The following is a 22,494-nucleotide window of genomic DNA, read 5'->3' as shown; positions in this document are numbered from 1 at the left end:
TGAGCTCGTCCCAGGTGCCGCCGACGCCCATCAGGAACACGGCGTCGTAGCCCTCGTCGGCGACCTTGTCGGCGAGCGCGGTCATCTTCTTGCCGGTCTCGTAGAGCGCCTTGCCGTCCTCGAGATAGCCCTCCTGGTCGAAATGCATGATCTCGATCTTCTCGGTTTCCTTCATTTGTCTCTCCTTTCTGGGGTTGTTTCCACATCCCCCATGCCAACGGGCATCAAAACCCGCTTACATTCCGTAACACTCAGCCGCTTTGGCCTTAAGCGCATTGACTGACTCTTCGTAGCCCTCTGCCTTGACCTCCATTTGCTTGGAGACGGCATCGAGATACGGGTGCACGTTCCATGACTTCAGACGCTCGGCGATCATGGCCGCAATCGTCTGGAAGAACACAAGATTGGGAATTGCGCTGAGCAGCGGAGCCACCTGAGGCACCGCAACCTCGTGAGCCCTACCCTTGGGATGGGCCGTGAGCAGCACCGTTTTTGCCGTAACGTTCGATAGCGCATCGGCGATATTCGCAAGACGCTCCGACCCCTGCGGATCGTCGACGATAAACACCAGATAGCCCGGAACGATCTGCATTTCGGGACCGTGGACGAACTCCTCGCCTTCGTGATGCATGGCAGGAATCTTGATGGTCTCGCTCAGCTTGAGCGCTGCCTCCTCGGCAACACCATAGTTGGGGCCGTTGCCGACGACCATGGCGGGCATGTGCTCAGAAAGCTCGAGCATGTGATCTTGGACATATGCCTCGGCGGTCTTGCACATCACGGCATTAGCCTGGATAGCCTCGCGCAGGTCATCAAGACGCTGAGCAACGCCCTTGGCGTCAATCGTTCCGCGCGCCTGACCGCCGTAAATACCAAAGAGCACCAGGTACTCAACGAGAACCTCGACGCCCAGAGTCACAAAGTCCACCGACTCGACGCCCACACCGTAGTCAAGAACGATGTCAGCGTGTTCCTTGATGGGTGCCTCGACGTTTGCCGTGAGCGCAACTGCAGCCATATCGTGTGCGCGCATGTAATCGAGCGCCGCAATCGTATTGGTTGAATAGCCGCTCTGCGAGACGGCAATGTTAAGCGCATGCTGTGGATAGGTGTGTTCAAAATCGACGAAGGCCTCGGGCGTCACAACGGACACCTGCATCTGCAGCGCATCTTGCAGGTAATCGCGGGCGCAATCCGCAGCATGGCGCGACGAACCCGAAGCAACGATGCGCAGCGCGTCAAAAGAACCGGACTGGAAAATATCAACGAGCTGCGCTACCAGCTCAGACGAACGTTCGAGGTTCTCTCCCATACGCACATGGGCAAGCTGAACGTAATCGAGCATTTTCATCGTCTCGCCTCGTAACAAATCATTAGTATTTGATACCAATCACAGTTACAGATTACGGCTTTTTGATACCTCTTTGTCGATTAATTTATCCCCTTCGGCGAACGGTCGATTTTGAGCCGTGTAAGGTTGTATATACAGCTGACCCAACGATCAAAACTGGTTAGTTTCCCAGCCGTTATTCACAAAATACCAGCTAGTACGTATAGGTGTAGCCGCCCGTATCGCCACGATTGAAGGACTTTACATACTCGATAGCCTGACCGCTCGCGTCATAGCTCACGCATTCCAAAAGCAAAACAAGATCGCCCTGTTCCAGTCCAAGGAGGCCGGCATCTCGTGCGCCCAGTGCCTCGATATCGAGCTTTTCCTGTGCCATGACTGGCTTTCGGCCCAGCATCTCATAGGTCTCGTACAAACTGAAGACCGACACGTCAATATCTTCGATGGTTGGGAACAGCAGGCAGGGAATCAGCGCCGTCTCAATCGATACGGGGCTACCGTTTATGCAGTTCAGGCGTCGAACGGAATGGAGCAGGTCGTCCTCGGCGATGCCAAACAGGTCGGCGTAATATGGCCCCGCATAACGCTTGGAACGCGCGAGAATACGGACGGACGGCTCGCCGCCCGAAGCACGGACCGATTCACGGAAACCGACCGTGCGTTCAAAAAAAGCAGGTACTTTCTGCGCCACAAAGGCACCTTTTCCCCGAACACGGCGAATCTGCCCGCGCCGAACCAGCTCATCGACAGCGCTTCGGATGGTCAAGCGTGTCGTACCAAATTCCTCGGCGAGGTCTTTTTCGGACGGAATCATGGAACCCGTGGGATATGCACCGCGCTCGATACGTTCCTCGATGCAGCGTCGAATGCGCATATAAACCGGGGTGGCATCTACTGTTTCAGCCATTGTTCACCTGCCACGCTCCTCATGCCGTTCTCTTCGCCGTTATCGGCAAAGCGGAACTTTGTGGGCAAAATCACCGATTTGCAATGCTCCACAAAACGCATGTCCTTATCAAATTCGATCGAGCTCTCATAGAACACCGGCGTTCCCTCTTCTTGCTGGAGCAGCTCGGCCTCTTCGACGTTCAAACGCGAGATGGAGATATGCTCACGTCCATGCTCAACGCGCACGCCACCTTCTTTGAGCAAGACATCGTAAAGGCTCTCACACTCAAAATCGTGCTCGGGAAGCGATGGGCACAGGGACAGGTTAACGTGAGCGGTCTCGATTGACGCCGGCTCGCCCTCAATAAGTCGAACGCGCTGCATGCGGAGCAAGGGAGCGCCTACAGCCACCCCAAGCTTGTCGGCAAGCGCCTCATCCGCCTCGATGGTCCCGGTGGAAACCAGACGAGAAGAGGGGTGCAGGCCGGCAGTCCGCACAGCATCGGAAAAGTTATACGTTTCCTGGAAGATGTTCAGCGGCTTGGGAGGACACACATACGTGCCCGATCCGCGACGGCTCTCGAGCGTTCCACACGAGATAAGCCGCGTGATACCGGCACGCAACGCCGTACGCGAAACGCCAATCTCTTCGCACAGCACGCGCTCGGCCGGCAGGCGATCGCCGCCGGCAAGCTGATGGTGCTGGATATACCAAAGAATTCCCTCAACAGCATGATCTTTGGGGGGAATTGCATAAGATTCGCCTGCCATTGCACAGACTCCTCATTCAGAAACGTATGCCGCCAAAATTAGGCCAGCCCTCCCATGGCATCAAATTCTGCCTTGATCTTCTCGGCGACATTCCGATACGACTTATATAGACTTGAATCGCGTTTGACTTCGTCGGTCATAACGGGAATCTCTAATTTGGAAACCTCGTCTTTTCCCGTCTGAACCGCCACAACAACGCCCATACCAAGACACATATTACGCTTGGCAGCATTTATTTTTGCTGCCTTGGCAGGATTTGCCAGGATACGCTGGGCAAATTCCTGTTTAGAGACCGCTTCTTCGGCCTCCGGATCGCCCGCCTCGGCCACTTCGCACTGCAACACGTCCGCATAGTCAAAAATCTTCGGCTCGCCGCCGCGCTGATGCACGGCCCACTTGCGGCGCGTGGCATCCTGGTAGATGGCCGGCAAAAATGTAAACCGCGGCGGGTCCAAAATCGTATCCGTGATGGTAAACACATCGGGATCAAAGGCATCCTGCGGGTTTTTCTTCTTGAACAGCCCCATATCAGCCTCCCGTACTAGCATTAAACAACTCAAGCTGAATATAGCACCAATTTCAAGCCGCTGCCTTACCCTATCGGTGCGCGGCGTCTAAGGCTCGCCCAGCGGAAGAGTTAACGGACGAGGGCCGGGGTGCCTGCCTTGTTTTGAGAAGTGGGCTCCGCGAACTTCTCAAAACAAGGCAGGCACCCCGGCCCCGCCGGTAAATAGCGGACACTCCGCATGCAATCTATGCAAACAAACAAGTACGCTTAGCTACATTCGGTAAGATCGAGCACGCTGCCCTTCACGATAAGCGCCGGCTCCAGAACGACTTCTTCGGCACGCCTGCCGCCCCTACCGGCAAGACGCTTGGACATGCAGCCAAAAGCATGCTCCGCGAGGATACCTGGATCCTGCTCAATCGCGGTCAGCGCCGGCTCAAAGAGAACGTCGGCGGCCGAGTTGTCGTAACTCACCACCGAGATGTCGCCCGGGATGCTCTTCCCCATCTCGTGCAAGCGCTTGAGCAGACCGAGGGCGATGTTATCCGAGCTTGCGAACACAGCGGTAGCATCAGTTGCGAGCACCGCCTCCGAGGCCTCGTAGGCACTCGGGATGTAGTACTCGCTCTCAAACTCTAAACGTGCGTCGATAGGCAAGCCAACCTCGCGCAGTGCGCGCTCATAGCCGGCAAGTCGTTTGCGACCCGTATTGGAGCGGCGTGCGTTAACCAGACAGGCAATACGGCGGTGGCCTTGCTCGATCAGATAGCGGGTGGCCATGTAGCCGCCCATCTCGTGGTCGAACATCACCTTGTCGCACTCGAGCCCCTCAATGGCACGGTCGACCATCACGACCGGGATGGGCAGGTGGCTGACTTCTTCGCGCAGGGCACGGTCGTCGGAGAACTCGTCGCCCACGACCAGGAAGACGCCATCAACGCCGCGCGTCACCAGCTGGCGCAGCAGCTCCAGATCGTCATCGGCGCTTCCACCCGAGCTGGTAATGAAGAGCGCATAGCCGTCCTCGCGGCAGCGCTTTTCCAGGCTACCGGCGAGCGAGGCAAAAAAGCGGCTCTCGATGTTAGGGACGATAAGACCCAGCGTGCGCGACTCGCGCATGACCAGACTACGCGCAATTTGATTAGGAACATAGTGGTTGCGCGCCGCGACCTCCTTGATGAGCTTGCGGTTTTCTTCCGAGATGCGACAGGGCCGATTATTGAGAACAAGCGAGACCGACGAGGGGGAAAGCCCCACCTCCTGGGCGATCTGCTTGAGGGTGACTTTGTTGGCCATCTCGCTCCTTCCAGGTTTACGCGCAATCTCTTGAAAGTATAGCGACCACCCCTCTACCTCGGTGATAAACACTTTACCAATCCGGTAGACGGCTGTTTTATCGCCGCCAGCGCACCAAATCCGTCCGGGTGGGGTATATTGCAATCGATTGATGACAACGACCACCAAAAGGCGGATATTCGTATGCACGAGAACGACTTTTTTAACGAGGACCTGCTGTGCGCGCTTGCTGGCGTTGCCGGCGAGGACAACGTGCTGATGAGCGAGCCCATGCGCGAGCACACCACGTTTAAGATCGGCGGCCCGGCCGACGTCTTTGTCACGCCCGATACCGAGCAGGGCCTCGTCGCCACGCTCGACACCTGTTATCGCTGCGACCTGCCGCTCACCATCGTGGGCAACGGCTCCGACCTGCTCGTCGGCGACAAGGGCATCCGTGGCGTCGTCGTGGCGCTGGGCGAAGGCCTCTCCAACATTACGGTCGACGGTACGCACGTCACGGCGGCGGCCGGCGCCTTGCTTTCCGATGTCGCCGCTGCGGCAGCCGAGGCCGGTCTCACCGGCATGGAGCCCATCTCGGGCATCCCCGGATCGGTCGGCGGCGCCTGCTACATGAACGCCGGAGCTTACGGCGCCTGCATGGCCGATGTGCTGGAGTCCGTGCGCGTCTACAAACCTGCTCGCCAGCTCGACGACGGCACCCGTGGCAGCGGCAACATCATCGAGTTCGATGTCGATGAGCTCAACCTGGGCTATCGCAAGAGCCGCATCGCCGACGACGGCTTTATCGTGCTTTCAGCCACTTTCAATCTCGCCCCGGGCAACGCCGCGATGATCAAGGCCGACATGGACGACTACCGTCAGCGTCGCGAGGACAAGCAACCGCTCGACATGCCGAGTGCCGGCTCCACCTTCAAGCGCCCCGAGGGTTACTTTGCCGGCAAGCTCATCATGGATGCCGGACTGCGCGGCCATGCTGTCGGCGGCGCGCAGGTAAGCGAAAAGCACTGCGGCTTTATCGTCAACGCCGACCACGCCACCGCCGCCGACGTCGACGAACTCATCCGCGACATCCAAGCCAAAGTCAAAGAGCAGTTCGACGTAGACCTAGAACCCGAAGTCCACCGAGTAGGCGAATTCCTTTAACAAAGAAGGCCCCGAAAGGGGCCTTCACCATATTTATTCAGATAACCCAGTCCGGTGTGTCGCGCCCCGAACCCGAGAGGGCCGCGTGCCCGCCCGCAATATATTTGATTGATCGCGAGTTCCGCACGCAAAGAAGGCCACTTAATGTGGCCTTCGTCTTGCGCAGGACTGCCCGAGCAGGCAATCAAATATATTGCGGGCGGGCACGCGGCCCCGTCGGCTTTACGACAGCGCAATACCGCCGAGCCAGCCCCAACGCACGCCAGAGCCAGTGCCATAGAAGCTAATAAACGAGTCAAGCGACTTAGACGTAATGGCGCCCTCGTTGCTCATAACGATGCCGCCGCCAACGTAGATACCCACATGACCGTAGATAAGGCCCGGAGCACCCGTGCCGCTGTGCGAGGAATCGGCCACGATCATGCCCACCTGCAGCGCCGAGCGGTCGGAGCTATAGCACCAGGCGTTGAACATGTCGCAGGCGTTGCCGCCAAAGTAGCCAACGCCGGCGTTACGGAAGACATTGGTAACCCACGCCGCGCACCAGTTCTGACCCGGCGAAGGCGTGGAGTAGCACGCGTTGACGACAGCCTGCTGCTTGCCCGAGCCGGCATTCTGCTGCGGAGTTCCGGGCGCGTACGATCCACCACCCGAGCTCGAACCACCCGAGTAGGAATTGTTCTTGTTCGCGGCAGCCGCGGCAGCGGCAGCCTTCTTGGCAGCCTCCTCGGCCTGAGCGGCAGCAAGAATCTCGGAATCGCGCTGGGCCATGAGCTCCTTGACGTCGTCGGAAAGACCGTTCAGCACGGTCTGGACTTCTTGCTGCTTGGCCTGCATGTCCTGCATCTGGGCAGTCTGCTGGTCCTTGAGCTTCTCTAAGTCGGCCTTCTGCGACTCGAGCTCGGTCTTTTGCGCATCGAGCTCTTCCTGGATGGTCTGAATGTCCTCGATGGCGTCGCGGTCGCTCTTGTTGATCTTCTCAACGTAATGCGCGTTGGCGACGAGTTCCTCAAACGAGCCAGAGGCCAGCAGCAGCGACAGGATGTTCGTGCCGCCGGACTTGTAGCTGGCGGCCACGCGATCGGAAAGGTCGTTGCGCTTCTTCTTGAGCTCGGCCTTCTTTTCATCGATCTGGGCCTGCGTGTCGTCAATCTTGCCCTGGACATTCTCGATGTCGTTGAGGGTCTGGGCATTCTTGTTGGCCAGCGCCGCATACTCATTTGCGATGCTGTCGAGCTGGGCCTGAACCTCGTCGAGCTGGGCCTGGGCGGCATTCAGTTTATCGGTGGTTTCTTTGGAAGCCTCCGCCGCATGGGCGCGAGCGGGCAGGCCAAAAAGAACTGCCGCAGAAGCGGCGCCGAACAGGGCCTTGAGGGCAGTGCGGCGCGAGAGCTCCTGGGAAAGGATGGAATCGCTGTTTGGTGACATATGTACTCCGTTACATGCTTATTTATATGTCGCTCAACTCATACATATTAGCGTACATATGGCGCGTCCCAACGATTTCCACGAACGGCAGGAAACTGCAAGGCCAGCGGCTCGTAAGCAAATGCCAAAGATCAGGTTATGCGTACGCAAGCTCTTCTATGAGTACGTTAGCACAATCCTCTGCTTTTCCTACAGCGCACGATTTGGGCGTCCCTGCCTGCGCTATACTCCCCTGAAGAAGTGTTCCTGATTCGATAGGAGACTACATGTCCAAAGCACTCGACCCCAAAGACACCTGTGTCCTCGTTACCGGTGGCGCCGGCTTTATCGGCTCGCACACCGTCGTTCAGCTGCTCGAGGGTGGCTACCAGGTCGTCATCGTCGATGATCTCTCCAACTCCAGCGCCGTCGCCGTCGACCGCGTCAAGACCATCGTGGGCGACGAGGCCGCCAAGAACCTCACCTTCTACGAGGCCAACGTGCTCGACCGCGATGCGATGAACAAGATCTTCGATACCCATCAGATCGACCGCGTCATCCACTTTGCCGGCTTTAAGGCCGTCGGCGAGTCGGTGAGCAAGCCCGTCGAGTACTACCACAACAACATCGAGAACACCCTGGTGCTCATCGACGTCATGCGCAACCATGGCTGCAAGTCCATCATCTTCTCGAGCTCCTCGACCGTCTACGGCGACCCGGACAACCCGCCCGTCACCGAGGAGGATCCTAAGAAGCCCGCGACCAACCCCTATGGTTGGACCAAGTGGATGATCGAGCAGATCCTTATGGACGTCCACACCGCCGACCCCGAGTGGGACGTCGTGCTGCTCCGTTACTTCAACCCCATTGGCGCTCATCCGTCGGGCCTGATCGGCGAGGACCCCAAGGGCATCCCCAACAACCTGGTGCCCTATGTCGCCCAGGTTGCCGTGGGCAAGCTCGAGGCCGTTCAGGTCTTTGGCAACGACTACCCCACCCCCGACGGCACCGGCGTGCGCGACTACATCCACGTGTGCGATCTGGCCTCTGGTCACGTTGCCGCCCTTAATTGGATGAACGGCAAGACCGGCGTCGAGATCTTTAACCTGGGCACCGGCACCGGCACCTCGGTACTCGAGGTCGTCGCCGCCTTCTCCAAGGCTTGTGGCAAGGAGCTGCCCTACGTGATCCGCGAGCGCCGCGCCGGCGACATCGCTGCCAACTGGTGCGATGCCTCCAAGGCCGAGCGCATGATGGGCTGGAAGGCCCAGTACGACATCGCGGACATGTGCCGCGATAGCTGGAACTGGCAGAGCCACAACCCCAACGGCTTCGCCGACGCCGAGTAGCAAAAACCTACATACCGCTCTTGCCCCGATCTCACGTTGTGAGGTCGGGGCTTTTTCATGGCATGTAACCATTCGCCGAAAATCGACCAACTTTTTTATCTTGCCTGTACATGTTTAAACAACATGTTTTACAATAGGCGTACCGAATCAGAACATCGGAGGCGGACTGCACACCCATCGGCAGGCCGACCCCACAACAAGAAGGTTGGTGAGCGCATTCATGGAGCGTGCAAGCGGCGTCCTCATGCCCGTCTCATCTCTGCCCGGACCATACGGAATCGGCGGCTTTGGCTGGAATGCCTACGACTTCGTCGATTTTCTCGCCTCGTGCAAACAACATTACTGGCAGATTCTGCCCCTTACGACGACCAGCTATGGCGATTCGCCCTATCAGTCGTTCTCGGCCCGCGCAGGCAACCCCAACTTTATCGACTTTGCCGAGCTTATCGAGGCAGGGTATCTGGAGCAGCGCGATATCGATGGCGTGTATCTGGGATCCGACCCCAGCAATGTCGACTACGGTGCTATCTTTGACGGCCGCCGTCAGATTCTCGACCGCGCCGCTGAGCGCTTTGCTGCCGACAAGCCGGCCGATTTCGATGACTTTATCCAGGCCAACGAGGACTGGCTCATCCCCTACTGTGAGTTCATGACCGTCAAAGAGGAGTGCGGTCTCAAGGCGTTTTGGGAGTGGCCCGCGGAGCTCCGCACCCGCGGCGAGGCTTCCGCCAAGGTCTGCGCCGACCATCCGGCGCATATGCTCTACCACCAGATGACGCAGTACTTTTTCGATCGCCAGTGGAGCCGCCTCAAGGCCTATGCCAACGAGCGCGACATTCTCATCATCGGCGACCTGCCCATCTATGTCTCGCGTGACTCCGTCGAGATGTGGGCGACACCTGAGCTCTTTAAGATCGACGCCGCCGGCAATCCGGTGAGCGTCGCCGGCACGCCGCCCGACCAGTTCTCGGCCACCGGCCAGTACTGGGGCAACCCCATCTACGACTGGGACGCCATGGAGTCCGACGGCTTCTCCTGGTGGGAGGGCCGCATTCGCGCCGCCCTCGACATGTACGACGTCATCCGCCTGGATCACTTCCGCGGCTTCGAGGCCTATTGGGAGGTGCCGTTCTCCTCACCCGATTCGTCCTACGGTTCGTGGACGCAGGGTCCCGGCCTCAAGTTCTTCAAGACGCTCGAGGAAAAGCTCGGCACGCTGCCCATCATCGCCGAGGACCTGGGCTTCCTCACCCCCGGCGTCATCGACATGCGCGACAACTCGGGCTTCCCCGGCATGAAGATCCTGCAGTTTGCCTTTGAGGGCACCAACTCGTACTACCTGCCGCATAACTACATCGCCAACACCGTCGCCTACGTCGGAACACATGACAACGAAACGGCACGCGGCTGGTTTGAAGGAACGGCCACCCCGCGTCAGCGTGAGCAGGCAGCCCTGTACACCCATCAGCAGGCCGGCGAACCCATGGCAGATGCACTCAATCGCACCATCGCCGCCAGCGTGAGCGACACGTGCATCTACACCATGCAGGATCTGCTCAACTTGGGCAACGAGGCGCGCATCAACACCCCTGCCACGCTGGGCGGCAACTGGACCTGGCGCATGCTCGACGGCGCCATCACCCGCGAGCTCGAGCACAAACTCACCGACTGGACCGAGACCTACTTCCGCATCCCGTCGGAAGCCGAAATCGAGCTTCCTCAATAGGAGCTACCGCGCCCGACCCCTCCCCACCGTGCGGACGCGCTTGCTTTTCCCGCGCGAGGCCACCCCAATCCCCTCGCGCGGGCTTCTTATGAATTGCAGACATGAAACAACCCATCACAGGAGAAAACATGCCCCAAATTAACCTCATGGAACTCGCCGAGCAGTCTTTTGGCACCTCGCTCGAGCAGCTCGACGACCGTCGCATTTACAAGCTACTGGTCAAACTCGTGCAGGAGCGCTCCGCCGCCCGCCCGCTCAACAACGGCAAGAAAAAGCTCTATTACATTTCCGCCGAATTTTTGATCGGCAAGCTGCTCATCAACAACATGATCGACCTCGGCATCTACGACGAGGTTAAGGACCAGCTCACCGCCGCAGGCCACGACCTCAACAAAATCGAGGAATTCGAGGTCGAGCCGTCACTCGGCAACGGCGGCCTGGGCCGCTTGGCCGCATGCTTCCTGGATTCCATCGCCACGCTGGGCTTGACCGGCGATGGCGTGGGCCTCAACTATCACTACGGTCTGTTCCGTCAGCGCTTTGTCGACAACCAGCAGAAGGCCGTCCCCGACGAGTGGCTCGGTGAGCAGGACATCCTAGTCGACGATGACCGCTCCTACACCGTCGAGTTCGGCGATTTTGCCGTTACCTCCAAGCTCGTCAACATCGATGTGCCCGGTTACGGCCAGTCCACCAAGAACCGCCTGCGCCTGTTCGACCTGGCGAGCGTCGACGACGGCCTGGTCCCCGGCAGTTCCATCGACTTCGACAAGACCGAGATCGCCAAGAACCTCACCTTGTTCCTCTACCCCGACGATTCCGACGAGCAGGGCCGCCTACTTCGCATCTATCAGGAGTACTTCATGGTGAGCAACGCCGCCCAGCTCCTGATCGACGAGGCCGTCGAGCGCGGCAGCAACCTGCACGATCTGGCCGATTACGCCGTTGTCCAGATCAACGACACGCACCCCACCATGGTCATTCCCGAGCTCATTCGCTTGCTCACCACCGAGCATGGCATCGAGTTTGACGAGGCCGTGACCATCGTACGCTCCATGGTCGCCTACACTAACCACACGATTCTTGCCGAGGCGCTCGAGAAGTGGCCGCTCGCCAGCCTACAGAAGGTCTCCCCTGCCATCGCCGACATTATCGTCAAGCTCGATGAGATCGCGAAGGCCGAGCACGATGACCCGCGCGTCGCCATCATCGACAAACACGATACCGTCCACATGGCCCACATGGACATCCACTTTGGCTTCTCCATCAACGGCGTAGCCGCCCTCCACACCAAGATCCTGGAGGACACCGAGCTTCATCCGTTCTACGAAATCTATCCCGAGAAGTTCTCCAACAAGACCAACGGCATCACCTTCCGCCGCTGGATCCATGGGGCCAACCCCGCGCTCGCCAGCCTGCTCGACGATGTGATCGGCACCGACTGGCGCAGCACCGGCGATCTGAGCAAACTCGCCAAGTTCGCCGACGACAAGGACGTTCTTGAGCGCCTGGCCGCCACCAAGGTCGAGGCCAAGGCCATCATGCGCCAGTTCACGGCGCTCGAGCAGGGCGTGACCATTCCCTCCAACGCCATCATCGACGTCCAGGTCAAGCGCATCCACGAGTACAAGCGCCAGCAGATGCTCGCGCTCTACATCATCTGGAAGTACCTCGATATCAAGAACGGCAACAGACCTAAGCACCCCGTCACCATCATCTTTGGCGGCAAGGCGGCGCCTGCCTACACTATCGCGCAGGACATCATCCATCTGATCTTGACGCTGTCGCAGTGGATTGCAAACGACCCCGACGTGGCTCCCTACCTGCAGGTTGTCATGATCGAGAACTACAACGTCACCGCCGCCGAGCGCGTGATCCCCGCCGCTGACATCTCCGAGCAGATCAGCCTGGCCTCCAAGGAGGCGAGCGGCACCTCCAACATGAAGTTCATGCTCAACGGCGCCCTAACCCTGTGCACGCTTGACGGCGCCAACGTGGAGATTGCCGAGCTCGTGGGCGACGAGAACATCTATACCTTTGGTGCCTCGTCCAAACAGGTCGAGCAGCTCTACGCCGACGGCACCTATGACGCCGGTGTGCTCTACCGCAAGCCCGGCATTAAACTGCTGGTGGACTTCATCACCAACCCGGCCTTTATGGCGACCGGCAATGCCGAGCGCCTGCAGCGCCTGCACGACGACATTAAGGGCAAGGACTGGTTTATGGCCCTGCTCGACATTGAGGAGTACATCCAGACCAAGGAGCGCGTGTTGGCCGACTACGAGGACCAGGACGCCTGGATGCGCAAGGCGCTGATCAACATCGCCAACGCCGGCACCTTCTCGTCTGACCGCACGATCTCCCAGTACAACGACGAGATTTGGCACCTGAGCTAATTTCGCTTCCCTTACCCATCCTCTTGAGAAACGGAGTCGTGGCAACACGGCTCCGTTTTTTGTGCCCGCACGTTATCCTGTGACCCGACTCGACCGAAGAATCTCGATCTGTAACAGCTACTCGGTAAAAACGGCCCCAGCTGTTACAGATTGAGACATACCGGCCCCTCCCCTTGGGTCTATCTCGATCTGTAACATCTAACGTCCGAAATCGGCCCTACCCGTTACAGATCGAGACAAACGACCGGTCAGACAGCCCCAACACAAAGAAAGGCTCCCCTCTCGCCCAGTGGACGGGAGGGGAGCCTTATATGTGACCGCGGCAAAAGGATGGCAATACCGCAGTCGCCCAAAGGGAGGGCCTGGATGCACCGGGCCTAGATAAGGTTCTTGCCAGAGACCTTATCGAAGAGGTGGGTCGCGTTCTTCTCGAACTTGAACCAGATGGTGTCGCCAGCCTTGAGCGCGCCCTTGGCCTCGAGGTCGACGACGGGGATAATCAGGACAAACTGGCCGTCGGGAGCGGTCACGTGGACATGCTCGGTCGAGCCCATGAGCTCGGTCACCTCGACGGTGCCCTGGAGCGCACCCTCCTCGTCCTTGTCGGCAAGCAGGATCTGCTCGGGACGCACGCCGGCCGTAATCTCCTTCACGTCGCCGCCGTCCCAGTTGAGGGCAAGTTGAGCGCAAGTCTCGGGGGCGAGTGCCACGTTCATATCCTCGGTCTTGACGGTAAAGCCGTTGCCCGAGCGCACCAGCTGGGCATCGAAGAAGTTCATCTGCGGCACGCCGATAAAGCCGGCGACGAAGATGTTCGCGGGATGGTTGAAAACCTCCTGCGGCGTAGCGATCTGCTGGACGACGCCGTCCTTCATGACCACGATGCGGTCGCCGAGAGTCATGGCCTCGGTCTGATCGTGGGTAACGTAGATAAAGGTGCCCTTAATCTCGTGACGCAGCTTGATGAGCTCGGCACGCATCTGGTTACGCAGCTTGGCGTCCAGGTTGGACAGCGGCTCGTCCATCAGGAAGACCTTGGGGTCACGCACGATGGCGCGGCCGATAGCGACACGCTGGCGCTGGCCGCCCGAAAGCGCCTTGGGCTTACGGTCGAGGTACTCGGTAATGCCCAGAATATCGGCAGCAGAGCGAACCTTGCGGTCGATCTCGTCCTTGGGAACCTTCTTGAGCTCGAGCGTAAATGCCATGTTCTCGTACACCGTCATATTGGGGTACAGAGCGTAGCTCTGGAACACCATGGCGATGTCGCGGTCCTTGGGCGCCACGTCGTTGACACGCTTGCCGTCGATGAGCACATCGCCCGAGGTAATGTCCTCCAGGCCGGCGACCATGCGCATCGTCGTGGACTTACCGCAGCCAGAGGGGCCAACGAGGACGATGAACTCCTGGTCGTGAACGGTGAGGTTAAAGTCCTCTACAGCGAGCACGCCGTCCTCGGTAACCTTGAGGTTGTGCTTCTTCTCCTCGGTCTTCTTCTTTTTGCCAAAGAAGCCCTTCTTTTTGGACTCGTTGTTGGGATACACCTTCTGAACATGTTTGAGAACGATCTCGGCCATGTCTCTACCTTTCGATACGCGGCGCCGCGCTGAGGGGCGCCGCTAAAACTTGCAAAACAGTTACGGCATCAGCCCTTGACGGCACCTGCCACCACACCGTCGATGATGTACTTCTGGCAGAGGATGTACATGATGACGATGGGGACAACGACCATCATGATGCAGGCCATCATGGGGCCGAGCTCGACGTGGCCGTAGCCGCCGCGGAAGTACTGAATCAAGATAGGAATGGTCTTGTACTTGGTGGAGTCGAGCGTAAGGTAGGGCAGCAGGTAGTCGTTCCAGACCCACATGGTCTCGAGGATGCCGACCGAAAGATAGGTGGGCTTCATGATGGGAAGGACGATCTTAAAGAACACCTGGACCGGGTTGCAGCCGTCGATCATGGCCGCCTCCTCGATCTCGAGCGGGATGTTCTTTACAAAACCGGCGAACATAAAGACCGCCAGGCCCGCGCCAAAGCCGAGGTAGATAAAGCAGATGTTGAACGGCGTGTTGAAGCCGATGCGGTCCGCCAAATTGGACAGCGTGAACATGAGCATCTGGAACGGCACGACCATCGAGAACACGAACAGGTAATAGAAGAAGTTCGAGATCTTGTTGTTGACACGAACCACGTACCAAGCGCACATGGAGCAGCACACCAAGATCAGCACGACCGACGTGACCGTGATGATGAGCGAGTACATAAATGCCGAGGCAAAGCCCTGCTCGTTAAGGGCGTGCATGTAGTTTGCGAGGCCGTTGAACGTCTCGGGCGTGAGCAGATCGAATGCCGTGGTGGTGCTGATTGCGGTCGCTTTCTTAAAAGAATTAAGCGCAATCATGAACACGGGGTAGATCCACGCGAGCGACAGGATCGTAAAGAAAATCGAGAGCGCGCGGTTGATAACCTTATCGCGTTTCATTACTGCTGCACCTCCTTGGACCTCGTGGCCTTAAGCTGGATCATGGAGATGGCCACGACCAGGATGCAGAAGATAACCGCCTTGGCCTGACCAATGCCCTGCCATGCGATACCGGCACGCGAATAGAACGTGTTGTAGATGTTCAGGGCGAGCATCTCGGTGGAGTGCGCGGGGGCGCCGCCGGTAAGGGCGAGGTTCTGGTCGAACAGCTTAAAGCCGTTGGTGATGGACAGGAACAGGCAGATGGTGATGGTCGGCATCAGGTTAGGAATCTTAACCTTCCAAAACGTCTGCCATGCCGTAGCGCCGTCGACCTTGGCGGCCTCGATGTAGTCGGACGGAATGGACTGCAGACCAGCGATGTAGATGATCATCATGTAGCCGACCTGCTGCCACAGGGTCAGGATGATAAGGCCCCAGAAGCCAGCAGCAGAGTTAAGAGCGATGAGCTGGGCGCCCACGTTGGAGAGCAGGCAGTTGATCAGAATCTGCCAAATGTAGCCCAGCACGATGCCGCCGATCAGGTTAGGCATAAAGAAGATCGTACGGAAGATGTTGGTGCCTTTGAGCGCCTTGCGGGTGAGCGCCTGCGCAATGGCCAGGGCGATCACGTTGATGAGCACCGTCGACAGGAAGGCAAACGCCACGGTAAAGAAGAACGACGTGGAGAACTGCGGATCGGACAGCGCGCGCACGTAGTTCTCGATACCGACAAAGTGCGCGTTACTAATGATAATAAACTGGCAGAACGAGAGATAGAAGCCCTGGATAAAGGGAATCACGAACCCGATCATAAACGCCAGGCACGTGGGCAACATAAAGAGCGGCCACCAGCGCTTGAGTGCTTTGCCCATAATAGGGTCCTTTCAATATGCAGGGGGCGGGCAAACCAACGTCTGCCCGCCCCCTGTCGCTAATCAGATAGCTTGGGCAGCAACTGCTTACTCGGAAGCAGCCTTCTCGGTCTTCCAGCCATCGACGAAGGCGTTCTTGACGCCGTCCCACTTGCTGTTATCGGCAGCGTAGGCAATCAGAGCCTGCTTGAGGTTCTTCTTCCACTCCTCGGAGGGAATGTAGACGAAGTCCCAAGCGACGGTCTTCTTGCCGTCCTTGGCCATGGCAACGGCCTGCTGCGAGAAGACGTTGGTGGTCTCCTTGGCGCTCTTGAACGGAGCGGTCAGGCCCATCTTGTCGGCGATGATGCTGGTCGGGGTGTCAGCGGTGACGCACCAGTACATGAAGTCCTCGGTGGCCTTCTGAGCATCCTCGGAAGCCTGGGAACTGACGCACCAGTAGTTCTCGCCGCCGGAGCACAGGCCCTGGTTCTCCTCGCCGTCAACACCGATGTAGATGGGCATCATGCCAATCTGATCGTCGGTCATGCCGGCCTTGACGAGGTCAGAGTAGGCCCAAGAGCCGTTCTGGTAGAAGACGGCCTTGCCGGTTGCGAACTCGTTGGTGGCGTCGTCGCCGGTCTTGGAAGCGAGCTGCGAAGGATCGCAGGTGGAGTCGGTGATGTACAGGTCGAAGATCTGCTTGTAGTTGTCGAGGAACTCACCCTTGATCTCGTCGTCCTCCTGGTTGTGCTCCTTCTCAAACTCGTAGTAGAGCGGCATGTTGGCAAGGTGGGTGGTGTAGCGCCAGCTGGAGGAGTCGTCCATGCCGGCGGAAGTGAAGGCACCCTCGACACCAAGCTCGTCCTTGCGGGCCTGGATGTCATCGGCACAAGCCTTCAGCTTGTCGAAGGAGTTGATGTCCTCGGCCTTGTAGCCAGCCTTCTCGAGCAGCTGCTTGTTGTAAATAATGCCGAAGCTCTCCTGAACCCAGTCGATGCACACATCCTTGCCGTCGGACTGCAGAGCCAGGGAGTCATCAATGAGCTCACCGCGGAGCTTGGTATCGGACAGGTCGGCGCAGTAATCCTTCCAGTTCTTAAGACCGGTGGGGCCGTTGACCTGGAACAGGGTCGGAGCGGAGCTCTTGGACATCTCGGACTTAAGCTTCTCCTCGTAGGTGTTGGAAGCGGCGGTCACGATCTTGACCTCGACGCCCTTCTCCTTCTTATAGGCCTTGGCGATCTCCTTCCACTCCTTGTCGACCTCGGGCTTGAATTGGAGGAAGTAGACCTCGGCAGCGTCACCAGAAGCAGAGGAGCCGGAGCCGGCAGAACCACCGCAACCCACGAGGCCCAGACCAAGAACTGCAGCCGCGGAACCAGCAAAGCCCAGGAACTGCCTTCTGCTCATTTCGTTCTTCATTACAATCCACCCTTTCACACCGTGGCGGCACCCTTTGCCGCCGCCTTCGGAGATTGGCTCGGGGACTTTGCCCCTTTTGCTGATTTGAACGATACGCTATTTGGAAAGTTGTTTGAACAAGTATTACTAGAGCGGTAGAAAAACTTCGGTGAACGGTAATTTCAACTTGATACTTGACAAGTTTTGTATAAACAATTATTTGTTATCGAATGCAGAGAAAACGCCCGGTCAAGCCGATGTACCGTCGGTTTGACCGGGCGTTTTCGCTTTGAGGGCATGAGTCTCGTCAGGCTGCGAGCTAGCCGGCTATCGCTTGGAATTGACGCGGTAATGGAAGATCTCGGGGTGTGTGCGAGTGTGCGTCACCTCAAACAAGATGCCATCCGAGGTGTACGACTGACTCTCCATGACGGCAACGCAGTTGTATTTGCCGAGGTCAAGATAGCTGCAGTCCTCATCGTTGGCGAGCTCGACACTCACCGTACGACGGCTCGCCATCACTTTGACACCGCGCTTGCGCTCCAGATAGCCGTAAATAGAATCTGCCGCGATCTCGGGAGTCAGGCCCTTGGCGATCGACGCCAAAAAATAGCCATGGTCCACTTGGCGCGCGTTGCCGTTGAGGCTTCGGACACGCACTACGCGAATCAGCTCCTCGCCCACCTTAAAGCCCAGGCGACGAGAGAGCTGCTCGGTGCAAATCAAATGTTCAAAGGACTTAACGTCCGTCGATGCAACGGCATTGTTGCGTTTTGCGAACTCGCCAAACGACTCAACCTCTTCGAGTGCGCCCAACATGTCGGTTTCGCCCTTAAGCCAAATAACGCGCACGCCCTTGCCGTGTATGGGCTGCACAAACATCCCATCGGCCAGCATGCTCAAAGCGCGGCGGACGGTATTGCGCGTGCAGCCAAATTCCGCGGTCAGCTCGGCTTCGGTTGGCAGCATCTCCTGAAACGCATAGGTCCCGTTAATGATGCGCGAACGGATCTCGCGGTAGATTCCTTCGTAAATCGCTTTTGGCATGACTTCACCTCTAATGAATATGTATGGCTAGGCAGGATAGCATTTCTTAAAGTTGTGTAAACCGATTATCGGCAAAGCGACAGGATTTAACCGTTGACGGTTTCTGTCGCGCCCAAACCTGTTTCGCTCAAAACTGCCGGTACGACAATCGTCTGGTCCTCTACAATGAATCCATTGTTTAAACGTTTCACCACGCGCAACGCGCCTCGATATTCGGGAGGCAGAGCATGCTGCAAAAAATCCAACGCTTTGGCGGGGCAATGTTCGCGCCCGCCATGTTGTTTTCCATATCGGGCCTTATGGTTGGCGTCTCCGCCCTCGCAACGTCTGCGGATATCGTCGGCGACCTCGCCGTATACGGAACCCCTTGGTACGTCTTTTGGACTATCATTCAGCGCGGCGCGTGGACGGTCTTTAAACGACTTCCGCTCCTTTTTGCCGTAGCGCTGCCCATCGGCCTTGCCCAAAAGCAACCGGCACGTTGTTGCCTCGAGGCGCTCGTGGCTTATTTTGCCTATTGCTTCTTTTTGAGCGAGATCATCAAGCTAAGCGGAGACAACCTTGGACTTAAGTACCCGTCGTCTTTGACCCCCGCCAGCGGCATTACCATCATCGACGGCATCAAGACGCTCGACACCGGCATTATCGGCCCGCTAGCGGTATCGGCAACCGTCGTCGCCATCCATGACCGCTTCTACGATGCCAAGGTTCCCGATTGGCTCGGCACCTTCTCGGGTTCCTCGCTGGTCTACCTCATCAGCTTTTTTGCCGTGTTCGCCCTTGCCGCCATCTCGGCCGCCATCGTGCCCTTCGTATACGCAGCGACCGAAACGCTGCGCCACGCACTTGCGGGCGTCGGCCCCCTCGGCGTGGGTATCTTTGCGTTTTTGGAGCGAGCACTCGAGCCCATGGGGCTGCACCACCTGCTCTACATGCCTATCTACTACGACAATTTAGTTATTAACGACGGTATCTACGCCACGTGGACCAACTTGCTTCCCATCCTGTCGCACAGCACGCGCCCCCTCAACGAGCTTGCACCCTGGGCTGGTTTCACCGCCACCGGTTGGGTCAAGCTCTTTGGCCTTCCCGCCATCGCTGTAGCGTTCTACACCACGGCCAAGCCCGAACGCCGTGCCAGCCTCAAGGCCATCCTTCTGCCCGCCATCGTCGCTTCGGCGGTCTGCGGCGTCACCGAGCCGCTCGAGTTTCTCTTTATGTTCACCTATCCCGGGCTCTTTTTGCTCTATGCCGCCCTATCTTCCTGCCTCGCCATGGCTATGAACTTCTTTGGCGTCGTTGGCATCTTCTCGGGCGGCTTTATGGAAATGGCTGCCTTCAACTTTATCCCGCTCATGCGGACGCATGCCGGCTCCTACCTTTTGGCGCTCGGAATCGGACTCATCTTTTGCGTCATCTTCTTTCTGAGCTTTCGAGGTCTTATCCTGACCTTTGACCTTAAAACCCCGGGACGCGAGGACCATATCGCCAGCAACGCGGCGCTCTCGCGCTTGACGGGAAACGACGTTGACGAAAAGCGCTCATCCAAAACCGGCGCTTCCGGCAACCAGGCCTCACAAGATCATCTCCTCGCCGAGCAGGTTGTGACGCTTCTGGGCGGCGTCTCCAACATTGTGGGCGCAACCAACTGCGCCACGCGTCTGCGCGTCGAAGTCGTGGACCCCTCCATCGTCGCGGACAATGCGACCTTTGTCGCAGCGGGTGCCAAAGGCCTCATCGTCACCGGCAAGACCGCTCAGGTAATCATCGGTATCTCGGTACCCCGCGTCAAAGAGCACTTTGATCAGATTATGGGACTCGAACCGGGTTTTGCATCCGCCGCCTCACCTTTTCATGCCGGCGATGGCGCCAAAAAGTGTGGCAATGTCTGCTTCTTCGACATCGACGGTACGCTCGCCTGGCAAGATCCCAAACTTGCCCAAGAGCTCCCCGAGGGCGAGCGAGATCTTTCCCCCTATCCCAACGAGACGGTTGCACAGGCAATTCGCACGTTTGTCGCCAACGGCAACAAAGCCTTTATCTGTACGGGGCGCACCCTCAGCTGCATCCATCCCAAGCTGCTCGAACTGCCGTGGGCAGGCGTCGTGTGCCTCGCGGGCGGTTACGCCGAACTCGAGGGGCGCGTCGTGCGAAACGTTGCCATAAGCCCTGGCATGCTACAGCGCCTCGCCCCCTATCTCGAGCAATCGGGTGAGGTCATTCGCTTTGAGGGCATCGATCGCGTGGCGCGCATGAGTACAGATGCCCCCGAGACGTACGGATACGCACGCACCGTGGGCGACGCCGTCACGCAACTTGAGCACTACAACGCCTATAAAATTCTTATGTCCACGCCACTTGCCAACCGCATCGCCCAAGACGAAGAGCTTGGACCCCTGCTCTGCCTCAATGAGCTCGAACTCGAGGTCACGGAAATCTCGCCTCGCGAGTGCACCAAACGGGCCGGAATCAAGGCCGTGCTTGACGCCCTGGGGCCAGACCACGGCACCGTATATGGCATTGGCGACGCGAGCAACGACATCGCCCTCATGGAGGCGGTCGATGTTGGCATCGCCATGGGCAACGCGCCGGACTTCCTCAAGGAAAAGGCCGACTACGTAACCGACAGCTTCGACCACGACGGCGTCGTCACCGCGCTCGAACACTTTGGGCTTATCTAGCCGAGCCCCTTGCCGCGTTTGCGGCCGCAAGACTCAATCGTCTTCAACCGCCGCGCTCGACGCCCCAATGTGGCAATATGTTGTCTGCATAATGCAACGGTGCAACCTAAGAAAGAATGCGAGAACCCGTGTCCAGTCCGTTTACCAGCTTTTTAGCCCAGCACTTTGACCAGATTAACGACTATCTGGCCACGTTCTTTGACGGACAGGCGACTTCCGCCGATATCGAGCGTTACCTGTATGCCCCGCTCTCGGCATTTACGGCCAATGCCGGCAAACGCCACCGCCCGCTTATCTGCATGCTCGCCGCCACCGCGGTAGGTGGCGGCTTTGAGAGCGCCCGCAGCGCAGCGGCGGCTATCGAGCACTTTCAATCGGGAGCGCTTATCCATGATGACATCGCCGACAACGGCCAACTGCGCCGCGGCAAGCCCTGCATGCACCTTACCGAGGGCACGGGGCTTGCCATCAACTGCGGCGACCTAGCGCTCACCATGGTCACCAAGACGGTTCTCGACGACCCCACACTCGAGGCAGACGTGAAACTCCGCGTGCTCCACGAGCTCACCGAGATGATCGTTCGCACCATCGAGGGCCAGGCGCTCGACTTGGGCTGGGTCCGCGATGGGCGCTTTGACATCTCGGTCGACGATTATCTGGACATGGCGACGCACAAGACCGCGTACTACAGCGGAGCCACGCCACTTGCCGCCGGAGCCATTATCGGCGGCGGCAGCGAGGAGCAAATTGAGGCACTGCGCGCCTTTGGCCTGCACACGGGCCTTGCCTTCCAGATCCAAGATGATCTGCTCAACTTGATCGGCACCAAAGAGGCCGCCAACAAGGATTTCCGCACCGATATCACCGAGGGCAAGCGCACCCTCGTCGCCGTGCACGCCCTATCAGACGAGCGTTATCACGACGAGGTCGAGGCAATCCTTTCCTCGGGCACCGAGGACCCCGCGCAACTCGCACGTGCTGTGGAGATCTTTCAGCAGACCGGCTCCATCGATTACGCCCACACTTACGCGCTCGACCTGACCGCTAAGGCCAAAGCGGCCATCGAGAACGTTGAGCTTGATCCGCACGCACGCGAGCTGTTCCTCTCCATGGCAGATTTCTTTGTGGAGCGCCTTAACTAGCGGGGTTATAAAACCTGTCAGCAGCGTATTTGGGTACAACTTGCTACACTGTTGAGTGCATGTT

Annotated in this window: 17 protein-coding genes; 6 read left to right on the top strand and 11 right to left on the bottom strand. The window is 58.4% G+C overall.

Annotated elements, in window-relative coordinates:
- Positions 1–235: 235 nt before the first annotated feature.
- The 5 genes from I2E45_RS07855 to I2E45_RS07835 form a co-directional block, all read right to left on the bottom strand.
- On the bottom strand, positions 236–1,351 hold the full coding sequence (locus I2E45_RS07855; protein ID WP_117655976.1) for an SIS domain-containing protein: 1,116 nt from the start codon (positions 1,349–1,351) through the stop codon (positions 236–238).
- A 193-nt stretch (positions 1,352–1,544) separates the two neighbouring features.
- Entirely contained in the window at positions 1,545–2,258 is a 714-nt protein-coding gene (locus tag I2E45_RS07850; RefSeq protein ID WP_195445464.1) for a GntR family transcriptional regulator, read from the bottom strand.
- Positions 2,243–3,010, bottom strand: coding sequence for a GntR family transcriptional regulator (locus I2E45_RS07845; protein WP_035137744.1), 768 nt, complete (start codon positions 3,008–3,010; stop codon positions 2,243–2,245). The genes I2E45_RS07850 and I2E45_RS07845 overlap by 16 nt, the downstream gene beginning before the upstream one ends.
- Positions 3,011–3,048: 38 nt before the next feature.
- Positions 3,049–3,537 (bottom strand): hypothetical protein, encoded by a 489-nt coding sequence (locus I2E45_RS07840; RefSeq protein WP_035137745.1) that lies wholly within the window; start codon positions 3,535–3,537, stop codon positions 3,049–3,051.
- 248 nt (positions 3,538–3,785) lie between these two features.
- Positions 3,786–4,814: a LacI family DNA-binding transcriptional regulator gene (locus I2E45_RS07835; RefSeq protein WP_195445462.1), complete on the bottom strand. Its 1,029-nt coding sequence runs from the start codon at positions 4,812–4,814 to the stop codon at positions 3,786–3,788.
- 183 nt (positions 4,815–4,997) lie between these two features.
- On the opposite strand from I2E45_RS07835, the gene murB reads away from it, so the two are divergent.
- Entirely contained in the window at positions 4,998–5,960 is a 963-nt protein-coding gene (gene murB, locus I2E45_RS07830) for a UDP-N-acetylmuramate dehydrogenase (protein WP_195445466.1), read from the top strand.
- A 222-nt stretch (positions 5,961–6,182) separates the two neighbouring features.
- Here the strand turns inward: murB and I2E45_RS07825 are convergent, their stop codons facing one another.
- Positions 6,183–7,388 carry a coiled-coil domain-containing protein gene (locus tag I2E45_RS07825; protein WP_195445460.1) on the bottom strand — a complete coding sequence of 402 codons (1,206 nt, stop codon included), beginning with the start codon at positions 7,386–7,388 and terminating at the stop codon, positions 6,183–6,185.
- A gap of 266 nt (positions 7,389–7,654) precedes the next feature.
- Here I2E45_RS07825 and galE point away from each other — a divergent pair, with 266 nt between their 5' ends.
- From galE to glgP, 3 genes are all read left to right on the top strand, one after another.
- On the top strand, positions 7,655–8,716 hold the full coding sequence (gene galE / locus I2E45_RS07820) for a UDP-glucose 4-epimerase GalE (protein WP_006235870.1): 1,062 nt from the start codon (positions 7,655–7,657) through the stop codon (positions 8,714–8,716).
- Positions 8,717–8,924: 208 nt separating this feature from the next.
- Positions 8,925–10,442, top strand: coding sequence for a 4-alpha-glucanotransferase (malQ, locus tag I2E45_RS07815; RefSeq protein ID WP_233504904.1), 1,518 nt, complete (start codon positions 8,925–8,927; stop codon positions 10,440–10,442).
- 128 nt (positions 10,443–10,570) lie between these two features.
- Positions 10,571–12,838, top strand: coding sequence for a glycogen/starch/alpha-glucan family phosphorylase (gene glgP / locus I2E45_RS07810; protein WP_229058888.1), 2,268 nt, complete (start codon positions 10,571–10,573; stop codon positions 12,836–12,838).
- A gap of 377 nt (positions 12,839–13,215) precedes the next feature.
- Here glgP and I2E45_RS07805 read toward each other — a convergent pair whose 3' ends face one another.
- From I2E45_RS07805 to I2E45_RS07785, 5 genes are all read right to left on the bottom strand, one after another.
- Positions 13,216–14,415 carry an ABC transporter ATP-binding protein gene (locus tag I2E45_RS07805; protein ID WP_195445457.1) on the bottom strand — a complete coding sequence of 400 codons (1,200 nt, stop codon included), beginning with the start codon at positions 14,413–14,415 and terminating at the stop codon, positions 13,216–13,218.
- A 68-nt stretch (positions 14,416–14,483) separates the two neighbouring features.
- A complete protein-coding gene (locus I2E45_RS07800; protein ID WP_195445455.1) occupies positions 14,484–15,323 on the bottom strand; it encodes a carbohydrate ABC transporter permease in 840 nt (279 codons plus the stop codon).
- Complete coding sequence (locus tag I2E45_RS07795) at positions 15,323–16,177, bottom strand: carbohydrate ABC transporter permease (RefSeq protein ID WP_006235864.1); 855 nt, start codon at positions 16,175–16,177, stop codon at positions 15,323–15,325. The genes I2E45_RS07800 and I2E45_RS07795 overlap by 1 nt, the downstream gene beginning before the upstream one ends.
- Before the next feature lie 87 nt (positions 16,178–16,264).
- On the bottom strand, positions 16,265–17,581 hold the full coding sequence (locus I2E45_RS07790; protein WP_006235863.1) for an ABC transporter substrate-binding protein: 1,317 nt from the start codon (positions 17,579–17,581) through the stop codon (positions 16,265–16,267).
- Positions 17,582–17,887: 306 nt separating this feature from the next.
- The gene (locus I2E45_RS07785) at positions 17,888–18,607 is read right to left on the bottom strand and encodes a GntR family transcriptional regulator (RefSeq protein WP_195445454.1); all 720 of its coding nucleotides are present in this window, start codon (positions 18,605–18,607) and stop codon (positions 17,888–17,890) included.
- 227 nt (positions 18,608–18,834) lie between these two features.
- Between I2E45_RS07785 and I2E45_RS07780 the strand changes: the two genes are divergently transcribed.
- Positions 18,835–21,288 (top strand): PTS transporter subunit EIIC, encoded by a 2,454-nt coding sequence (locus I2E45_RS07780; protein WP_195445452.1) that lies wholly within the window; start codon positions 18,835–18,837, stop codon positions 21,286–21,288.
- A gap of 128 nt (positions 21,289–21,416) precedes the next feature.
- Positions 21,417–22,430 carry a polyprenyl synthetase family protein gene (locus I2E45_RS07775; RefSeq protein WP_271742281.1) on the top strand — a complete coding sequence of 338 codons (1,014 nt, stop codon included), beginning with the start codon at positions 21,417–21,419 and terminating at the stop codon, positions 22,428–22,430.
- The last annotated feature ends 64 nt before the right edge of the window (positions 22,431–22,494 follow it).

Origin of the sequence: Collinsella aerofaciens (assembly GCF_015555045.1) — a bacterium.
In the GTDB taxonomy this organism is placed as follows: domain Bacteria; phylum Actinomycetota; class Coriobacteriia; order Coriobacteriales; family Coriobacteriaceae; genus Collinsella; species Collinsella aerofaciens_W.
This window is presented reverse-complemented; position numbering and strand designations above follow the sequence as displayed.